Here is a 17,304-nt window from a genome sequence, read left to right on the forward strand (position 1 = left end):
TGGAAGGGGCAGGGGGAGGGCGGCGCGTTCAGCGCCGACATCCCCGGTCGCGGCGGGTCTCTCGCATCGGAAGCCCCCTCTCGGGACGGGTTGGCGATGCCCGAGAATTCGGCGTGAATCGGCCCCGGGTCAACGAAATGAAACGATCGATTTTCGCTGAATAAGGAGGATGAACCTCTCGCCGAACGTGGGTTGGGTGGTGGACGCCACCCCGGCCGCGCGTGGTAAATTCGCCGGATGTCCAACCCTCCCGCCAACCCGCCGCGCGGCCGCCTCTATGGCAGCATCCTCGAGACCGTCGGTGCGACGCCGCTCGTGCGCCTGCCCCGGCTGGAGGCGGCGGAATCCTTGCCTGCACGGCTGGCCCTGAAGCTCGAGTTCTTCAACCCGCTGGGCTCGGTGAAGGACCGCATCGGCCTGGCCATGGTGGAGGAGGCCGAGCGCGCCGGCCTCATCTCGCCGGGCAAATCGACGCTGATCGAGCCGACCTCGGGCAATACGGGCATCGCCCTCGCCTTCGTCGCGGCGGCCAAGGGCTACCGGCTGGTCGTCACCATGCCCGACGGCGCCAGTGCGGAGCGGCGGAAGATGATGGCGCTGCTCGGCGCGGAACTCGTCCTCACCCCCGCGGCCAAGGGGATGGCCGGCGCCATCGCCCGCGCCGAGGCCCTGGTGGCGGAGACGCCGGGCGCCTGGATGCCGCGCCAGTTCGACAACCCCGCCAACCCCGCGATGCACGCCGCCACCACGGCCGAGGAGATCTGGGCGGATACCGGCGGCGAGGTGGATGCGGTGGTCGGCGGCGTCGGCACGGGCGGCACGCTGACGGGCATCGCGCGCGCCCTGAAGCCGCGCCGGCCGGGGATGCGCGTGATCGCGGTGGAGCCCGCGGAGTCCGCCGTTCTCTCGGGCGACGAGCCCGGCCCGCACGACATCCAGGGCATCGGCGCCGGCTTCCGGCCCTCGGTGCTGGAGTTGGAGCGGATGGACGCCGTGCTGCGCGTCTCGGAGGGAGAGGCCCTGGCGGCCGCCCGGCGCTGCGCGCGGGAGGAGGGCATCCCGATCGGCATCTCCTCCGGCGCCGTGCTGCACGCGGCGATCGAGGTGGCGCGCGACCCGGCGATGGCGGGCGGGCTGGTCGTCGCCATCGCCGCCAGCTTCGCCGAGCGCTACCTCTCGACCGAGCTTTTCGCGGACCTCTAGGTGCCTTCCCGGGGCTGCGGCGAGCGCGGCCCCGGGAGAATGATCAGGCCGCCGCCCGCTGCGTCCGCGCGAGTTCCCGCCCGAGGAAGGAGGCGATGGCGCCCGGCCCGGAGCGGTCGGTGCCGGTCAGGCCCGCCGCGGCCTCGGCGTCGGGGTTGTAGTTCGTGTTCGTGTTCACGTCGTAGGTCAGCACCGCGCCCTCGGGCGTGCGGATGAACTCGATTCCCGCGACCTCGACGCCGTTGGCCGAGAGGAAGCCCTCCAGCCGCTCGCGCAGCGCCGGCTCGATCCCCTCGGGCAGCACGCGGAAGCGCGGGCCGGGCGCGGTGCCGACAGGGCAGGCGGCGTCGCCGATGGCGGCGGAGGGCGCCGGCACCTCGCAGACATCCGCCGGGCACAGCTCGAAGCCCGAGGAGGTGTCCACCTCGACCGCGTAGAGGAAGCGGCCGCCGACGAATTCGGCGCGGGTGATGAAGGGCCGCGCGGCGCGGATGTAGTCCTGCAGCAGCCAGAGGCCGTCGGCCGGCTGCTCATCCTCCGGCGCATCGGCCAGGAAGGCGGCCAGGGCATCGGCATCGGCGAAAAGCCGCACACCGAGGCCCTTGCCCCCGCGGTTCGGCTTTAGGATCAGCGGGCCCGCGCCGAAGCGACGGCGGGCGGCGGCGATCACGTCCTCGGCCTCACCGCGCACGAGAACGGTGCCGGGCACGGCGACGCCAGCGGCTTCCAGCGCCGCGTACTGCCGCACCTTGCTGATCTCGAGGTCCAGCGCCCGCGGACCGTTCACCACACGCCGCCCGAAGCGCTCCAGCCAGGCGAGCACGCCTGCCGTCAGCTCCGCCGAGTAACGGTGCCCGCGCGTGTGGGAGGAGGCGGACATGCGGTTGTAGAAAACCCCCTCCGGCGGCGGGGAGGAGAGGTCGAAGCTGCCGGAGGAAAGGTTCCACTCCGCCCAGGGCAGGCCGCGCTGGTCAAAGGCGCGCGCCAGCGGCGGCAGCCATTCCGGGTTCTCGTGGATGACGTGGATCTTGGACATGCGGGCGCCTCCGTGCGCGCTTCGATGTGGAGAGCGGGTTAAACCCGATCAAGCCGCGTGCGAAGAGCTATTTCACGGCCAGTTCCGCGCTACATCCCCAGCCAGCGCAACGCCGCCATCGCCACGACGCCCGCCATGATCGAGGCGCCGAAGCTGCGCCACCGCACCTGCACCAGCGCGCAGACGATGCTCGCCAGCACCGCCGCCAAGTCCTGGCGCGAGAGGGCGAGGGCGACATAGGCGGCGAAGAGCGGCGCCGGCAGGTTCCGTAGCAGCGCGTCCACGAAGGGCGGCGTGCGCACCGCCCGCAGCACCGCGTAGCCGCCGGCGCGGCACAGGTAGGTGACGATCCCCATGGCCAGGATCGCCACCGTCACGTCCCAGCGAAGCGTCACGCGCCGCCCTCCTCGCTCTGTCGGCGGCGGCGCGTCTCGGCCAGGGTTGCCGTCGTCGCCCCCGCGAGCGCGCCGGCCAGCAGCGGCACGGGGGGCGGCAGGCGCAGCGCCTGGGCCCCAACCGCGACGGCCGCGGCCACCAGCCAGGCCGGTACGTCCTGCCGCGGACCTCGCCAGAGCGCGACGAGGATCGTGACGAAGGTCGCCGTCGCCGCGAAGAACAGGGGGTGGTCCGCCGGCAGCGCCACCGCCGCGCCCAGCAGGTGCCCCGCCGCCGTCGAGGCCACCCAGCCGACCCAGGTGAAAATGCCCAGCCCGAGCAGGAACCCCGCGTCCCGCCCGCCCGCTCGGTGCTCCGCGACGGAGAGGGCAAAGGAGTGGTCCACCGCGAAGAACAGCGAGCCCCAGAGCCGCCAGCCTCGCAGGTGGTCGAGCCAGAAGGACAGCGCGGCGCCGAGCGGCACGAGGCGGATGTTCACGACGAAGGCGGCGATGGCCACTGCCAGCACGTCCGGTGGGTTCGTCCACAGCTCCAGCGCCAGCAACTGCGAGGCACCGGCGAAGACCACGGCGCTCATCACCAGCGTCTCGGCCAGGCTCAACCCCTTGCCGAGCGCGATGACGCCGACGACGAGCCCGAAGGGCGCAATCCCGAGAAGCATCGGCACGCCCCGCCGCGCGCCGCGCAGAATGCCCGCCCGGGTGAAGATCACTCGCATGCGCGCGGGTATAGGCCTTGAAGGGGCGGGGGCACCATGCGCTGGCTTCTTCTGTCGCGTGTCGCGCTTGTGACCCCAGGGGGAGGAAGAAGGAATTCTTCCTCCCCCTGGACCCCCTCCATCATCTCCTTCTTCGAGCTTGAACCCTTGAGCAGTCGGTGCGCCTCGGGTCCATGACCCGAGGCGGCTGGCCCTAGCCGTGGCGGGAAGCGATGATGCGCGCCTCGGCCTCGGCGGGGTCGGTGTCGAGTGCCGCCTCCGCCACCTCGCGCGGGAAGCCAGCGCGGGCGAGGGCACCCATGGCCTTCATCCGGGCGGCGCGGGCGGCTTCCGCCTCCTCCGGCGGGTTGCGGTCGAAAGGGCCCTGGCGGCGGCGGCGCAGATGGGCGAGGGCCGCCGTCACCTCATCCGTCCCGGCCTCCTCCAGCGTGTCGGCGGCGGTTTCCCCGCCCACGCCCTTGGCGGCCAGATGCGCCGCGATAGCCCGACGCGAACGGCCGGCGCGGGAGAGGCGGCGGGCTCGCGCGGCGGCGAAGGCGGCGTCGTCCACCGCGCCGGCCGCGACCATCCGCTTTGCCACGACCAGCGCCGCCGCGCGGCCCGCGTCCACGATGGACGCGATGGCCTCGGGCGCCATCCCCTCCGCCGCCGCGCGCTGCGCCCAGCGGCCGACGCGGCGGGTCAGGACGCGCGCGAGCCCCGCCTCGGTCGCGGCGAAGCGCGCGAGGTGGTTCAGCGCGGCCTCGTGCAGCCGCGCCTCGGTGGGGGCGGGGCCGGCCAGGATGGGGCGGCGCTCGCGCGGGCCGCGCCCGGCCTTCCGCTCCTTTCCGCCGCCGCCTGATCCGTCTCTCTCGCCCATGGCCTTCCCTGCCTTCCCGGAGCCTGCCACGGCGCGGCCGAAGGGGGGAGGGGCCGGGGACCGGGCGGCCCCGGCGAAACCCCGCCCCGCCGGGGGGCGTTCTTATCGTCGATCCAAGCATCGAAACGACCGAACCAGGCGCTCCGGCGCCCGCTCAGCCGTTTCCGTCACCGTCCCGGCTTGGCCAGGCGGCGGTGACCGGATGAACCCATCGAGAGGAGACGACGCGTGACCGTTCGTTCCAGCCAGTCCCGCCTGCTCGGCTTCACCGCCGCCGCCGCCCTTCTTGCCATGGGCGCTGTCGCCCAGGCGCAGACGGGGACCCAGATGGGCGCCCAGCGGGACGGCACGCCAGGCAACCCGCCCTCCACCGCCACCCAGCGCGCGGCCGATGCCGCGACGGGCAACGTGACGCCGCCCGATGGCACCCCTGGCAACCCGCCCGGCACCGCCCTGGGCCGCGCGGCCGACCGTGCCGGCGATGCTGCCTCGGGCGCCAACCAGCGCGCGGGCGACCCGCTGAACACGCAGAACCGGCCGGACGGCACGCCGGGCAACCCGCCGGGCACGGCGCTCGGCCGCGTCACGGACCGGGCCCTGGACAACGCTCAGGGCGCGAACCAGCGCGCGGGCGACCCCGCCAACACCGCCGGCCGCCCCGACGGCACGCCGGACAACCCCCCGGGCACCCTCATCACCCGCGGCGTGGACCGCGCGCTCGGTACGAACACCTCCGGCGCCTTCCCTGAGAATGAACGCGGCAACAACGACCGCTCCGCCGGCCCCGCGGCCGAGGGTAACCGCGCGACCGTGACGGGCCGTGGCCAAGCCGCGAGTGGCGGGGAGCGCAGCAACGAGCCGCCGGCCGCCAACGCCGATCCGAGCCGGATGGGCAGCACCCGTGGCGCGGCCAGCCCGAGCCAGAACAGCCAGGTGACCGGCAGCGGCCAGCCCGGCGCGGTGAACGCTACGCCCGATGGCGGCCAGGCGCGGGCCGGCACGATGTCCGTGCCGCTGCAGAACAACGCGGCGGGCAATGCGCCGGCCAATCCCTCTGGCCCGAGCGGCGGTCGCGGTGCGGCGGTCGGTGGCGCGGCAGCGGGCGGCGCGGCGGTGACCGGCGCGAGCACGGCCGCCACGGCACCGACGGCACAGACCGAGCGCGCGAGCCGCATCATCGGCTCCAGCGTGTTCAACGAGCGCAACGAGTCCATCGGCTCGATCGACGACATCATCCTCGCCCAGGGCAATTCCTCGCCGATGGCGGTGGTCTCGGTCGGCGGCTTCCTCGGCATCGGCGCGAAGCTGGTCGCCGTGCCGATGTCCGACCTCCGCTGGTCGGCGGCGGACAACCGCTGGACCATCACCGGCGCGACGCGGGAGAGCCTGACCTCGCTGCCGGCCTATTCCTACGACGCCGCCCGCCGCGGCTGATCGGCCAAGCGTGACGATCGGGGGCCCGGGCGCTTGCGTCCGGGCCCTTCGCTTATGTGCCCCTCCGGTCAGGCCTGTGACATTCCGGCCCACGTGGTGAAACGGCACGGTTTCGCAAAGGAACCCCGGCAGCATTATCGCGTTGGCCCCACAGGTCCCGCATTGCTCGCAGGGCCGCAACAACCCGTTCGGGGAGAGACCTGATGTCATCCGCCACGCTGAGAGCCACCACCCTCGCTTTTGCCTTCATCGGCCTGGCCGCCTGCAGCAGCGACCCGCTGAACACCGCCAACCGCCGGGACGGCGCGCCGGGCAACCCGCCCTCCACCGCGACGCAGCGCGCGGTCGACAGCGTGACCGGCGACCGCACCCCTGCCGACGGCACCCCCGGCAACCCACCCGGCACCGCGCTCGGCCGCGTCGCGGATCGCGCCAACGAGCGCGTCGGCGATCCGCTGAACGTCGATGGCCGCCCGGACTGCACGCCCGGCAACCCGCCCGGCACCGCCGTGTCCCGCACCCTCGGCACCACCGATCCGGCCGACTGCCGCCCGGTGGCCCGCCGCGCCCGCCGCCACGTGAGCCAGGCGCGCGCCCGCACTGCCACGCCGCGCCCCGCCGCGACGGCCCCGACCACCGGCACCGGCGCCACTGGCCCCGGCGGCAGCCCCGCCTTCAGCAACCAGGGCAGCTGAACCCTTCAGTTCCCGGCATGAAGAAGGGGGCGCCGCGCTTGCGGCGCCCCTTTTCTCATCTCTGCCATGCTTCCGCGTGACCCCTTGTCCTTTGACCGGACGGGCCCTTTCCGCCATCTTCCCGCGTTCCCGCCCGGCGACGCGACACCCGCACCGCCCGCGGGCCCTACCGGAGGGCCACGCCGCGTGATCCCCGCCCTGATGCCGAACTACAACCGCGCCGACCTCGCCTTCGAGCGGGGCGAGGGCGCCTGGCTGTGGGACGGGCAGGGCCGACGATACCTCGACTTCGGCTCGGGGATCGCGACCAGCAGCCTCGGCCACGCGCACCCGCACCTCGTTGCCGCCATCGCGGAGCAGGCGGGCAAGGTGATGCACAGCTCGAACCTCTACCGCATCCCGCAGGCGGAGCGCCTTGCCGCACGGCTGGTCGAGGCCACGCCCTTCGCGGACAGCGTCTACTTCTCCAACTCGGGCGCCGAGGCGAACGAGGCCATGGTGAAGGCGGTGCGCAAGTACCACGCCGATGCCGGCCACCCCGAGCGCTTCCGCACCATCTGCTTCGAGGGCGCCTTCCACGGGCGCACGCTGGCGATGATCTCGGCCACCGGCAACAAGAAGTACCTGGAGGGCTTTGGCCCGCCGGTGGACGGCTTCGACCACGTTCCCTTCGGCAACATGAACGCCGTGCGGGACGCGATCACTGCGGAGACGGCCGCGATCATGATCGAGCCCGTGCAGGGCGAGGGCGGCGTGCGCCCGGCGGATCTCCGCTTCCTGCAGGAGCTGCGCGCCACCTGCGACGAGTTCGGCCTGCTGCTGGCGCTGGACGAGGTGCAGACCGGCATGGGGCGTTCCGGCAAGCTCTGGGCGCACCAGTGGGCGGGGATCGAGCCCGACATCATGTCCTCGGCCAAGGGCATCGGCGGCGGCTTCCCGCTGGCGGCGACGCTCGCGAAGGAGAAGGTGGCGGTGCACCTCAAGCCCGGCACCCATGGCAGCACCTATGGTGGCGGGCCGCTGGCCTGCGCCGCGGGGAATGCCGTGCTGGACGTGATCCTGGCGCCCGGGTTCCTCGACAAGGTCGATCACGTCGCGCGCTACCTCTGGCGTGGCATGCTCGACCTCGCCGCGCGCCACCCGAAGGTGGTCGTCGGTGTCCAGGGCGCGGGGCTGCTGCTCGGCCTTCGCCTGACCGACGCCGTCTCCAACGGCGAGATGCAGGGCGCGGCCCTGGCCGAGGGCCTGCTGACGGTGGCCGCCGGCATGAACGTGCTGCGCGTCGCGCCGCCGCTCGTCATCACCGAGGCCGAGGTGGACGAGGCGCTGCGCCTCCTCGACCGCGCCTGCCTGCGCATGACGCCGGGCGAGGCGAAGGCGGCGGCAAAGTGAGCGCTGCGCTCAAGACCGTGTCGGGGGGTCCCGTGGCCCCCCGCCACTTCCTCGAGGTGATGGACTTCGACGGGCAGACGCTGCGCCGGATGCTCGACCTCGCGCGCGAGGCGAAGGCCGGGCGCGTGCCGGGCAAGCCGCTGGCCGGCAAGAGCGTCGCGCTGATCTTCGAGAAGCCCTCCACCCGCACCCGCGTCTCCTTCGAGGTGGGCATCACCCAACTCGGCGGCCACGCGGTGGTGCTGTCGGGGCGCGACATGCAGCTCGGCCGCGGCGAGACGCCGGCCGATACCGCCAAGGTGCTCTCGCGCTACGTCGATGCGATCATGCTCCGCACCGACGATGTGTCGAAGCTGCGGGGCCTGGCGGAGCACGCGACGGTGCCGGTCATCAACGGCCTGACCGACGTGTCCCACCCCTGCCAGATCATGGCCGACGTCCTCACCTTCGAGGAGCATCGCGGGCCGATCGCCGGGCAGACAGTCGCCTGGACGGGGGACGGCAACAACGTCGCGCAGAGCTTCATCCAGGCGGCGGCGCGTTTCGACTTCACGCTGCGCCTCGCCACCCCCGATGCCCTGCGCGCACCCGCCGATCTCGTCGCCTGGGCCCGTCGCGAGGGCGCGCGGATCGAGGAGACGGACGACCCCGCGGCGGCCGTGCGCGGCGCCCGCTGCGTGGTGACGGATACCTGGGTCTCCATGTCCGACGAGAAGCCGGACGCGGCGGCGGTGAACCGGCACAACCTGCTGGCGCCCTACCAGCTCAACGCCGCCCTCATGCGCCACGCGGCGCCGGACGCCATCGTCATGCACTGCCTGCCCGCCCATCGCGGGGAGGAGATCACCGAGGAGGTGATCGACGGGCCGCAGAGCGTGGTCTTCGACGAGGCGGAGAACCGGCTGCACGCGCAGAAGGGCGTGCTGCTCTGGGCGCTGGGTCTCGGCTGACAGGGGTGAGGCCGCCGCGGGAGTCTTGATCAGGATCAAGGCTGCCGCTGCCCGGTAGGCCCAGTCTCTCCCAGGAAATCATCCTGGAGAACGGCGATGTCGGCCCTTGTCACGGAATCCCTGACCGCCCGCGACCTGATGACGCGGGAGGTGGTGAGCATCCCACCCGCCATGCCCGTCGCCGCCATCGCGCGGCTGCTGGCGGAGCGCGGGATCTCCGCGGTGCCGGTCCTTTCGGCCGGTGGCAGGATGCTTGGCATCGTCACCGAGCTGGACCTTATCCGCCGCTTGAGCGGCGCCGAGGACATGCGCCCCGGCTGGCTGCACCGCCTCGTCGGCAACCGCGACCGGGACGCCGAGCGCTACGCCCAGGTGCACGGCATGCTGGCCGAGGACGTGATGACCCGCGACGTGGTCTGCGTGGACGAGCGCACCTCGGCCGAGCACATCGCCCACCTGATGGAGGAGCGCGGCATCCGCCGCGTGCCCGTGCTGCGGGACGAGCATCTGGTGGGCATCGTCTCCCGCGCCGACCTGCTCCAGGCCCTGCTGGTGCCGCCTGCCCCCCTCGGCTCCGGCAGCGCCGAGGACGAGCGGATCCGCACCGAGCTCTGGCGGGAGATCCGCGAGCAGCCCTGGGCGGATACGCTCTACACCTACGTGAACGTGAGGGACGGGGTGGTGGAGTTTCAGGGCTTTGCCCGTTCCGCCGCCGTCCGGCGTGGGCTGCGGGCCATGGCGCACCGGATCGAGGGCGTGCGGCGCGTGAACGACACCATGGAGGACGGCCTGCCGGCAAACCTCCTCTGCTGAGGCAGGATCCGGCCGAAGGTGGTGGCGCCGAAGGGTCGCCATGCGCCCCGCGCGGGTGGCGCACCCTGGGAGCGGCGGGCGGCGCTGACTATGTAGGGTGGGTGCAAGACTCCACCCGCCCCTCCGACGTCCCGGCCCTCTTCAACCATGAGCGCCCGCCGGTGCCCGACACGATGGTTCCCCGCGCCATCCTGCCCTTCCACCTGGAGGGGCGGCCGGTGCGCGGTCGGCTTGTGCGCCTCGGAACCCTGGCGGAGGCGCTGATCGGGCGCCACGACCTGCCCCTGGATGTCGCCCGCCTGCTCGGTCAGGCGCTGGCCCTGACGGCGGGGTTGGCCGCGGCGCTGAAGTTCGAAGGCTCCTTCTCGCTGCAGGCCAAGGGTGACGGGCCGGTGCCCATGCTGCTGGCCGACTGCACCGACTCCGGCGACCTCCGTGGCTATGCCCGCGCCGCCGAGGGCACCTCGCCCCGGGGGGAAGCCAGTCAGCTTCTCGGGCGGGGCTATCTCGCCTTCACCTGCGACCAGGGCGCGGACATGGACCGCTACCAGGGCATCGTCGCCATCGCCGGTGACACGCTTGCGGACATGACGGATACCTATTTCCGCACCTCCGAGCAGCTCCAGGCCTTCGTCCGCCTCGCCTGCCGCCGCACGCCCGAGGGCTGGCGCGCGACCGCCCTGATCCTTGAGCGCGTGGCCGCCGAGGGCGGCATCGACGGCCAGGAGAACGAGGAGGCCGACGAGGCCTGGCGCACCGCGACCATCCTCGCCGACACCGTGAAGGAGGAGGAGATGCTGGACGACGCCCTTCCCTCCGAGGTGCTGCTGCACCGCCTGTTCCACGCGGAGGGGCTGCTGGTGGACGCCGCCCGCCCGCTCTCCTACGGCTGCCGCTGCTCGCGCGCCCGGCTGGCCGGCGTGCTCCAGGGCTTCCCGGAGAGCGACCTCGACCACATGGCCGAGGAGGGGCAGATCACCATGAACTGCGAGTTCTGCAACCTCGCCTTCCGTTTCGATCGCGACGAGGTGAGGGGTGGCGCCGGGCGGGCCTGATCGGCTAACGCGGTGCGCCGCCACCGGAGAACTGACCGCGCCATGAAGGGCACCCCCACGCATCGCCTTGCCGGGACGAGCCGGCGCCTCGTGCTCGGCGCGCCGCTCCTGCTCCTTGCGGCCTGCGGCGGGCGCGACCTGCCGCCGCCGCTGCCGCGGGTGGATGGCTACGCCTACCTGACGCCGCTGCGCGTGAACGTCGCGGACCTCGAGGTGCTGGAGGCGACGGACGCCCGAGCCGATCCGCCCGCGCCGCTCGTGCCGGCCGTGGAGGTGGCGCGCATGGGGCGCGACCGCCTTATCCCCTCCGGCACCACCGGCCGCGCCCGCTTTGTCGTGGAGGCTGCCAGCCTCACCCGTGCCGGCGACGGCATCGCCGTGCTGCTCCGCGCCCGCGTGGAAATCCTCGACAATGACCGCCGCGTTGCTTTCGCCGAGGCCGAGGCGCGGCGGAGCACGACCGGTGGCGGAGGCAGCACTGCCGCCCGTGCCCGAGCCGCCGAGAACCTCGTTATCCGCGCGATGGAGGACCTGAACGTGGAGTTCGAGCTTCAGGTGCGCCGTAACCTGCGGGACTGGTTGCTGGAGACGACGCCGACCGCACCGGTGGCGCCCATCGACTCGCCCGAGGGCATCCAGCGGCAGAACCTGCCCCAGGGCTGAGACACGGCGTCAGCCCGGCCGGATCGAAACCCCAACGGGGCTGGGGCGCTTTCCCATCCTAACCAGGGAGAGAGCCATGATCCGCCCCCGTCTCGCGATCCTTCCGATCCTCGCGCTGGGTGCCGGGCTTGTCGCCTGCGCCCCGAACGACCCCTACTACGCCAGCGGGCCGGTCTACTCGCAGCCCGTCGTCCAGCAAGCCTACCCGACGCCCTACGCGCCCCAGTCCCCCTACGCCGCGCCGATGCCCGCCTATGTTGGCCAGGGCGACGCCTACGGGCGCCAAGCGCCGGTTCAGCAGGGCTACGCCGCAGCGCCGGTGGCTGATTCCTACTGCCAGGAGGCCTACGCGAACGCCGTCGGCACCAGCCAGCAGGCCGCCATGACCGGCTCCTATGCCGACGCGGCGCGCGCAAACCGGTCCGCCGGGTTCTTCCGCCGCGACTGCTGAGAAAGCTTGCCTCCGCCGGGCCCTGCAGAGGGCTCGGCCCTCCCCAGCCATCCGAGGCAGTGCCTCGGATCGATCCCCATCTGGCTGGCGCGGATGCGGTGATCGGGGCCGGTTCTATCTCCCCGCCCTCTCTGAGCGTGCAATCGCCTCGGGTCAGTGACCCGAGGCGCACCGGCCGCAAGGTATTCCAAACTCGACGAAAAAATAATGGAGAGGGGTCCGGGGAGAGGAAGAATTCCTTCTTCCTCTCCCCGGAGTCACCAGCACCGACAGGGCTAGCCCGCCCCGCGTTACCCTTCGAAGGTGTTCGCCCGCCCATTGATGATCGACAGGAACTCGCGTCGCGTCGCGTGATCGTCGCGGAAGGCGCCGAGCATGGTGCTCGTCACCATGGCGACGCCGGTCTTGTGCACGCCGCGGGTGGTCATGCACTGGTGCGATCCTTCCAGCACCACCGCGACGCCGAGCGGGTCCAGCACGTCGTTGATGGCGTTGGCGATCTGGGCCGTCAGCTTTTCCTGGATCTGCAGGCGCTTGGCGAAGGCGTCCACCACCCGCGCGAGCTTGCTGATGCCCACCACCCGGCCGCGCGGGATGTAGCCGATATGCGCGCGGCCGATGATCGGCACCATGTGGTGCTCGCAATGGCTCTCGAGGCGGATGTCGCGCAGCACGACCATCTCGTCGTATCCCGCCACCTCCTCGAAGGAGCGTTGCAGGAGCTGGACGGGGTCGGTCTCGTAGCCCGCGAAGAGTTCGCGGTAGGAGCGGGCGACGCGAGCGGGGGTGTCGAGCAGTCCCTCACGGTTCGGATCGTCTCCGGCCCAGAGGAGAAGGGTGCGGACCGCCGCCTCCGCCTCGGCCTGGCTCGGCCGGACAAGATCGCAGCGGAGGCTCGTGCCGGCGCCCTGCGCGTCGGGGATGATCGGGTTCTGCTCAGTCACGGCGGCAATCCTTCGGGCGCGGCGGCGGCACGGACGGCGACCGCGCGGCCTGCCCAGGCAGATAGGTGCGCAATCGCATCGAAAAAGGGCCGGGCCAGAGGGAAGGTTCCACCCCGCCCCGGTGTTGCTAGTTCAGGGCCCCGCGCCCGTGAGGGCTGTCGAGGCTGAAAGCCGGGATCTCCACGTCGAAGGGCTCTCCGCTGGCTGTCGTGATCATATGATAGCGCCCCTGCATGAAGCCAGAGGGTGTGGCGAGGGGCGTGCCTGAGGTGTACTCGAAGACCTCTCCCGGCTCGAGCACCGGCTGTTCCCCCACCACGCCGTCGCCGTGGACGTGCTGGGTGCGGCCCAGAGCGTCGGTGATGTGCCAGGTCCGCTTGAGGAGCTGCACGGTCTCCCGGCCCTCGTTGCCGATCCTTACCCGATAGGCCCAGACGTAGCGCCCTTCCTCGGGGTCGGATTGGTCCACGAGGTAGAAGGTACGGACCGTGACCCGGACGCCGCGGGTGATGGCGGTGAAGGCACCAGGCTCGCTCATCGCTGCTCCTCCATCACCGTCCCCGCGGGCCTGCCGCTCAACGCGCCGGGCCGGCGGCCCGAGGCACGCCCGCGACCTTGCCGCCGCCGGTCCGCGCGCCCTCGCGCACCGCATCCAGCGCCTGGGCGAGATCGTCGATCACGTCCTGCACATCCTCGAGCCCGACCGAGAGCCGCACGGTGCCGTCGTTGATGCCGAGCCGCGCGCGCTCCTCCGGGCCCACCTTCATATGGGTGGTGGTGGCCGGGTGGGTCACCATGCTGCGGGCGTCGCCGAGGTTGTTCGAGATGTCCACGAGCTTCAGCGCGTTGAGCACCCGGAACGCCGCTGCCTTCGCGCCTTCCCCTGCATCCGCCACGTCGAAGGTGACGAGCGTGCCGCCGGCCGACATCTGCGCCCGCGCCAGCGCCTGCTGGGGATGGCTGTCGAGGAACGGGTAGAGCGTGCGCGAGACCTCCGGTCGCGAGGCGAGGAAGTCCGCCACCTTGGCGGCGTTGGCGCACATGGCGGGCACGCGCAGGTGCAGCGTCTCGAGCCCCTTGAGGATCACCCAGGCGTTGAAGGGGGAGATGCTGGGGCCGGTGTTGCGGATGAAGGGCTGCAGCACCTCGTCCACCCACTTCTGCGTGCCAAGCACGGCGCCGCCGAGCACGCGGCCCTGCCCGTCGAAGTGCTTCGTGGCGGAGTACACCACGACATCGGCGCCCAGGGTCAGCGGCTTCTGGAGCAGGGGGGTCGCGAAGACGTTGTCCACCACCACGATTGCGCCCGCCGCATGGGCGAGTTCGGCGACCGCCGGCAGGTCCACCAACTCGAGCATCGGGTTTGAGGGCGTCTCCAGCAGCACCAGGGCGGCGGGCTTGCGGAAGGCCTCCCGCCACTGGTCCATGTCGGTGCCATCAACAAAGACCGTCTCGATGCCGTAGCGCGGCAGGAGGGAGGAGACGATCCAGTGGCAGGAGCCGAACAACGCGCGCGACGCCACCACGCGGTCCCCGGCCTTGAGGTGCGCGAGCATCGCGGCATGAACCGCGGCCATGCCGGAGGCCGTGACGCGGCAGGCCTCCGCGCCTTCGAGTGCCGCGAGCTTGTTCTGCAGCGCCTCGATCGTCGGGTTGCCGAAGCGGGAGTACTGGAAGTGCTGCTCGGTGCCGAGGAAGGTGCCCTCCGCCTGCTCCGCGCTCTCGTACATGAAGCCCGAAGTCAGGTGCACGGGCTCCGACATCTCGTCGAAGGAGGAACGGTTCTGGCCGCCGCGCACGAGGAGGGTCGCGGGGCGGAGCGGGGCGTTCGGAAGGGTCCTGGGCATAACGGGCGTTCCATCGGTCACGGATGGCCCGGTCGGGCGGGGAGGGAGCCCTCGCCACGGCCGTTTAGCGCGTTTCTTTAAGCTCGCCGCAAGCTGGCCGACAAATCGCGAGCGGCCCCGCGAGCGGCGGAACCGGGGTCAACCTAGACCCGGGCCGCCGTGCGGGGCAAGGGCGCGGATTGCGCGGGCCGGCCTGCTGCGCTAGGTATCGGGAAGCACGGGCGCTGCCCGTCATGCGGGCGTAGTTCAGAGGTAGAACGTCAGCTTCCCAAGCTGAATGTCGTGGGTTCGATTCCCATCGCCCGCTCCATTTTAAGTCTGCTGCCCGTCCTCGGGGTCCACCGGAGGGCCAAGATCCTCCGAGCTCTTGCAGGAGCTTGGGGCTTCTTCGCTAAGGCCGGCATCCGCACCGGCGCACTATTGATGGAGATAGCGTTGAGTGCATCGGTGGCCGTCCGCTCCCACCACTTGGACGCACCCTCACCTCCAGAGATCGTAGTGGAGCGTAGAGGCCTCGGCTCCGCCGGATGGGGGTGGTGCCTGACGCGAGACGGCGAGGTCTTCAAGAAAGGCCCAGGCGGCTATCGGAGTGCGGAAGATGCGCACGATGCCGCCCAGGCAGAGCTTGGACGTGGTCGGAAGCGGGGCTGACCACCCCCAGTAAGAGGAAGCCCATCTCGGTCTACGATGTGCGAGGTGGCAGTCGCCTCGCCTCGTTTCTTGCCGCTCGCTATGCGTCCTCGGACGGATATCCTCGCGGTTCGCCCTGGGCGTGCCCGTTTCAGGGCTTGTCCATACGGATGCGGACAACTTCGTTGCTGGCAGACAGCATCATACTGTCGATCGTGGGTGGCTCCGGGTCGGATTGGAAGATTGACCTCGAGCTTCCATCGGGACCCTCAATCATCACCGATGTCGCCTCGCCGTTAAGGCCGAGTTTGGACGCCACAGCGATAGCCGCCTTGGACGCCGACGCCTCGGATTTATAGCCGGTGTAGGACAGCACACCCTGGACGATCTTCCAGGCCCCGCCGTCTTGCCGAACGGTGTAGCTGATCATGGTTAGCTTTCTCCTCAGGGAATCGACCCAGCCAGGCGAGGCCAACTCGAAACCTGTATGTGGGTGTCCGGGGCAGGAATGCATGCTGAAGCCTGAGCGAGCGAGGCTGACTTCCTGAACTCCTGTCTCGGCACCCTCGCCACCGCCGTCGCCTAGCTCTGCCAAGCAGCGACATCGATGCGATCGCCGCTCGTCGAAGGCATTGGAGCGCTGAGGTGCTTTGCGGGCTCGGTAGCGGCTGGCAGCGGCCAAGCTGCGCCTGCACGAGGGTTCGCACCCTTGCCCCAGGTTGATGCCTCAGGTTTGCATCAGCGCGGATGGACGCAGCGCTCGCATGTGAAATTTGACCTGCTTATGCTTGTCCGGAAGCAAAGGAAAAGGCCGTGTCAGAACGCCGAGAGTTGTATCGCAGCCCAAACGGAGACACTTGGTTTTTGGGGCGAGAGCCCGAGAACGGTCACGCGTTCATCATCCATCAGCCGAATGCACCGTCTGGTGGGCGGCTAACTCCTATCGAACTGGGAGCGTTCTTGAGCACAGAGACGAAAGGCCCAGAGCACCAAGCTCTTCTGCGACTGATTGGAACATTAGTGGAGGTTCCTCCCTTTGCTGATGAGGCCTAAGTGCCAGAAGTTCCTCACCCTGTCGTGATCTCTCCATAATAGTTCACCACCGGCACGTGCCTGGGCCCATACACCGGAGCATGTCCCATGATGCCGCTAGCCGCGCCGCCCAAGGTATCGCCGATGTCTTGGCCGGCACACTCGACCACTGCAACATCGCCCTCTCGCGCAACGAAGTCGAGGAGGCCAAGCAGCTTCTGGCCGAAGCATGTGAGCAACTCAGGCGTCTTCGCAGGGATCTCCGGGAAGAGAGCGGAAACGCCGAGACTTGGCCTGACGACACCGCCCGTTGAGGCGGATCCTGGCAGGCAACCTCTATAGGCTGGTCGTCACTTTCGCTGCGGCGTGGGCCGTTCCTGAAGCTGTTAGCGCCAGGGTACTTTGCGCCTCGCCTCTCGGGAGTGGATGAGCGGTGCGCTGACGGCCAAACTACACCAGCACACTTTGCGGCGAGACCTGCCTTGACGGTACTCGAAAGTAATCCATGACGCCAAATCAGCGCAGGGCCCGTGTTTATCTCCGCGCATGGCAGATTTCTTTTTTGACACCGATCATCTGACGAGCACCGAGGCGGACACGCCCTTGGCGCTTGAGAACTCGGGGGCCGCCTACCTGGCTGCGCTGGCAGCGCTACCTTGCCTGGCGCGCGACGTGATCCCGGAGGGGAGAGCCGAGGCTGTTGGGGTCACCGTGCGTGACGCTTCGGGCAAGCCAATTTGTAAAGTGAGCCTTCATCTGCGGGTTCAGTGGCTCGGCTGAGCTGGAGCGTCGCTCACCTCATCTCAGCTGTGGCGCGTGAGCGCTTGGGGGAGCGGTCCAAGTCTCACTAGGCCTTAAAGCCAAGGACAAAACCTCCTGATCTGGCGGAGGCAGATGACGGCGCAGGCGAGGGTTGTCAGGGCGAGGTGCAGGTCGGCGCGGCGTTCGTAGCGGACGGTCAGGCGCCGGAACCGGGCGAGCCAGGCGAAGGTGCGCTCAACCACCCAGCGGTGTCGTCCGAGGCGGGCACTGCTCTCGATGCCGCGCCGTGCGATGCGCGGCGTAATGCCGCGGGTGCGGCACTCACGGCGACAGCGGCGGTGATCGTAAGCCTTGTCGGCGTGAAGCTTGCTGGGCCTACGGCGCGGGCGCCCGCGGTGCCTGGCCCGCACACCGGGCACCGCGT

The 17,304-nt window shown here is 70.8% G+C and carries 19 protein-coding genes, 1 tRNA gene and 1 riboswitch; of the genes, 11 read left to right on the forward strand and 9 right to left on the reverse strand.

Annotated elements, in window-relative coordinates; translation table 11 throughout:
* Nucleotides 1–237 precede the first annotated feature (237 nt).
* A complete protein-coding gene (gene cysK / locus BO39_RS20935) occupies nucleotides 238–1,203 on the forward strand; it encodes a cysteine synthase A (RefSeq protein ID WP_043837099.1) in 966 nt (321 codons plus the stop codon).
* Nucleotides 1,204–1,246: 43 nt separating this feature from the next.
* On the opposite strand, the gene BO39_RS20940 is transcribed toward cysK, so the two are convergent.
* The 4 genes from BO39_RS20940 to BO39_RS20955 form a co-directional block, all read right to left on the reverse strand.
* Nucleotides 1,247–2,239 (reverse strand): ATP-grasp domain-containing protein, encoded by a 993-nt coding sequence (locus BO39_RS20940; RefSeq protein ID WP_043837101.1) that lies wholly within the window; start codon nucleotides 2,237–2,239, stop codon nucleotides 1,247–1,249.
* An 89-nt stretch (nucleotides 2,240–2,328) separates the two neighbouring features.
* Nucleotides 2,329–2,634 (reverse strand): AzlD family protein, encoded by a 306-nt coding sequence (locus BO39_RS20945; RefSeq protein WP_043837103.1) that lies wholly within the window; start codon nucleotides 2,632–2,634, stop codon nucleotides 2,329–2,331.
* Nucleotides 2,631–3,353 (reverse strand): AzlC family ABC transporter permease, encoded by a 723-nt coding sequence (locus BO39_RS20950; RefSeq protein ID WP_043837105.1) that lies wholly within the window; start codon nucleotides 3,351–3,353, stop codon nucleotides 2,631–2,633. Before BO39_RS20950 ends, BO39_RS20945 begins: the two co-directional genes overlap by 4 nt.
* Nucleotides 3,354–3,546: 193 nt before the next feature.
* Nucleotides 3,547–4,212, reverse strand: a complete 666-nt coding sequence (locus BO39_RS20955) for a RecX family transcriptional regulator (RefSeq protein WP_084698316.1) — start codon at nucleotides 4,210–4,212, stop codon at nucleotides 3,547–3,549.
* A gap of 228 nt (nucleotides 4,213–4,440) precedes the next feature.
* Here BO39_RS20955 and BO39_RS30260 point away from each other — a divergent pair, with 228 nt between their 5' ends.
* The 8 genes from BO39_RS30260 (at nucleotide 4,441) to BO39_RS20995 (ending at nucleotide 11,665) form a co-directional block, all read left to right on the forward strand.
* Nucleotides 4,441–5,646, forward strand: coding sequence for a PRC-barrel domain-containing protein (locus tag BO39_RS30260; RefSeq protein ID WP_052402374.1), 1,206 nt, complete (start codon nucleotides 4,441–4,443; stop codon nucleotides 5,644–5,646).
* Between the two features lie 203 nt (nucleotides 5,647–5,849).
* Complete coding sequence (locus BO39_RS30265) at nucleotides 5,850–6,341, forward strand: hypothetical protein (protein WP_052402375.1); 492 nt, start codon at nucleotides 5,850–5,852, stop codon at nucleotides 6,339–6,341.
* A 186-nt stretch (nucleotides 6,342–6,527) separates the two neighbouring features.
* Entirely contained in the window at nucleotides 6,528–7,733 is a 1,206-nt protein-coding gene (locus BO39_RS20970; protein WP_211257500.1) for an aspartate aminotransferase family protein, read from the forward strand.
* Nucleotides 7,730–8,683, forward strand: coding sequence for an ornithine carbamoyltransferase (argF, locus tag BO39_RS20975; protein WP_043837107.1), 954 nt, complete (start codon nucleotides 7,730–7,732; stop codon nucleotides 8,681–8,683). Before BO39_RS20970 ends, argF begins: the two co-directional genes overlap by 4 nt.
* A 96-nt stretch (nucleotides 8,684–8,779) precedes the next feature.
* Nucleotides 8,780–9,496: a CBS domain-containing protein gene (locus tag BO39_RS20980; protein WP_052402376.1), complete on the forward strand. Its 717-nt coding sequence runs from the start codon at nucleotides 8,780–8,782 to the stop codon at nucleotides 9,494–9,496.
* A 101-nt stretch (nucleotides 9,497–9,597) separates the two neighbouring features.
* Nucleotides 9,598–10,551 (forward strand): Hsp33 family molecular chaperone HslO, encoded by a 954-nt coding sequence (hslO, locus tag BO39_RS20985; RefSeq protein ID WP_043837110.1) that lies wholly within the window; start codon nucleotides 9,598–9,600, stop codon nucleotides 10,549–10,551.
* A gap of 42 nt (nucleotides 10,552–10,593) precedes the next feature.
* Nucleotides 10,594–11,214 (forward strand): hypothetical protein, encoded by a 621-nt coding sequence (locus BO39_RS20990; protein ID WP_043837112.1) that lies wholly within the window; start codon nucleotides 10,594–10,596, stop codon nucleotides 11,212–11,214.
* 76 nt (nucleotides 11,215–11,290) lie between these two features.
* Nucleotides 11,291–11,665, forward strand: coding sequence for a hypothetical protein (locus tag BO39_RS20995; protein WP_043837115.1), 375 nt, complete (start codon nucleotides 11,291–11,293; stop codon nucleotides 11,663–11,665).
* Nucleotides 11,666–11,955: 290 nt separating this feature from the next.
* Here BO39_RS20995 and folE read toward each other — a convergent pair whose 3' ends face one another.
* The 3 genes from folE to metZ form a co-directional block, all read right to left on the reverse strand.
* Nucleotides 11,956–12,588: a GTP cyclohydrolase I FolE gene (gene folE, locus BO39_RS21000; protein ID WP_420493648.1), complete on the reverse strand. Its 633-nt coding sequence runs from the start codon at nucleotides 12,586–12,588 to the stop codon at nucleotides 11,956–11,958.
* Nucleotides 12,589–12,736: 148 nt separating this feature from the next.
* Nucleotides 12,737–13,147: a Co2+/Mg2+ efflux protein ApaG gene (gene apaG / locus BO39_RS21005; RefSeq protein ID WP_043837117.1), complete on the reverse strand. Its 411-nt coding sequence runs from the start codon at nucleotides 13,145–13,147 to the stop codon at nucleotides 12,737–12,739.
* A 37-nt stretch (nucleotides 13,148–13,184) separates the two neighbouring features.
* Nucleotides 13,185–14,456 (reverse strand): O-succinylhomoserine sulfhydrylase, encoded by a 1,272-nt coding sequence (gene metZ / locus BO39_RS21010; protein ID WP_052402377.1) that lies wholly within the window; start codon nucleotides 14,454–14,456, stop codon nucleotides 13,185–13,187.
* Between the two features lie 44 nt (nucleotides 14,457–14,500).
* Nucleotides 14,501–14,578: riboswitch (SAM riboswitch) on the reverse strand.
* A gap of 113 nt (nucleotides 14,579–14,691) precedes the next feature.
* Here metZ and BO39_RS21015 point away from each other — a divergent pair.
* Nucleotides 14,692–14,766: transfer RNA gene (locus BO39_RS21015), tRNA-Gly, on the forward strand.
* A gap of 471 nt (nucleotides 14,767–15,237) precedes the next feature.
* Here BO39_RS21015 and BO39_RS21020 read toward each other — a convergent pair.
* Nucleotides 15,238–15,516, reverse strand: coding sequence for a hypothetical protein (locus tag BO39_RS21020; protein WP_043837119.1), 279 nt, complete (start codon nucleotides 15,514–15,516; stop codon nucleotides 15,238–15,240).
* A 1,148-nt stretch (nucleotides 15,517–16,664) separates the two neighbouring features.
* Between BO39_RS21020 and BO39_RS32790 the strand changes: the two genes are divergently transcribed.
* Nucleotides 16,665–16,898 carry a DUF6894 family protein gene (locus tag BO39_RS32790; protein WP_156963806.1) on the forward strand — a complete coding sequence of 78 codons (234 nt, stop codon included), beginning with the start codon at nucleotides 16,665–16,667 and terminating at the stop codon, nucleotides 16,896–16,898.
* 74 nt (nucleotides 16,899–16,972) lie between these two features.
* Here the strand turns inward: BO39_RS32790 and BO39_RS21025 are convergent.
* A partial coding sequence (locus tag BO39_RS21025; protein WP_043837167.1) for an IS5 family transposase occupies nucleotides 16,973–17,304 on the reverse strand: 332 nt, incomplete at its 5' end.

This window comes from Roseomonas aerilata DSM 19363, assembly GCF_000711725.1.
GTDB lineage: Bacteria > Pseudomonadota > Alphaproteobacteria > Acetobacterales > Acetobacteraceae > Roseomonas > Roseomonas aerilata.

Excerpts from the sequence above, each read along its gene's own strand:
- cysK (WP_043837099.1), top strand. The coding sequence starts at position 238 with ATGTCCAACCCTCCCGCCAACCCGCCGCGCGGCCGCCTCTATGGCAGC.
- BO39_RS20940 (WP_043837101.1), bottom strand. The coding sequence starts at position 2,239 with ATGTCCAAGATCCACGTCATCCACGAGAACCCGGAATGGCTGCCGCCG.
- BO39_RS20950 (WP_043837105.1), bottom strand. The coding sequence starts at position 3,353 with ATGCGAGTGATCTTCACCCGGGCGGGCATTCTGCGCGGCGCGCGGCGG.
- BO39_RS20955 (WP_084698316.1), bottom strand. The coding sequence starts at position 4,212 with ATGGGCGAGAGAGACGGATCAGGCGGCGGCGGAAAGGAGCGGAAGGCC.
- BO39_RS30265 (WP_052402375.1), top strand. The coding sequence starts at position 5,850 with ATGTCATCCGCCACGCTGAGAGCCACCACCCTCGCTTTTGCCTTCATC.
- BO39_RS20980 (WP_052402376.1), top strand. The coding sequence starts at position 8,780 with ATGTCGGCCCTTGTCACGGAATCCCTGACCGCCCGCGACCTGATGACG.
- BO39_RS20990 (WP_043837112.1), top strand. The coding sequence starts at position 10,594 with ATGAAGGGCACCCCCACGCATCGCCTTGCCGGGACGAGCCGGCGCCTC.
- BO39_RS20995 (WP_043837115.1), top strand. The coding sequence starts at position 11,291 with ATGATCCGCCCCCGTCTCGCGATCCTTCCGATCCTCGCGCTGGGTGCC.
- apaG (WP_043837117.1), bottom strand. The coding sequence starts at position 13,147 with ATGAGCGAGCCTGGTGCCTTCACCGCCATCACCCGCGGCGTCCGGGTC.
- metZ (WP_052402377.1), bottom strand. The coding sequence starts at position 14,456 with ATGCCCAGGACCCTTCCGAACGCCCCGCTCCGCCCCGCGACCCTCCTC.
- BO39_RS21020 (WP_043837119.1), bottom strand. The coding sequence starts at position 15,516 with ATGATCAGCTACACCGTTCGGCAAGACGGCGGGGCCTGGAAGATCGTC.
- BO39_RS32790 (WP_156963806.1), top strand. The coding sequence starts at position 16,665 with ATGGCAGATTTCTTTTTTGACACCGATCATCTGACGAGCACCGAGGCG.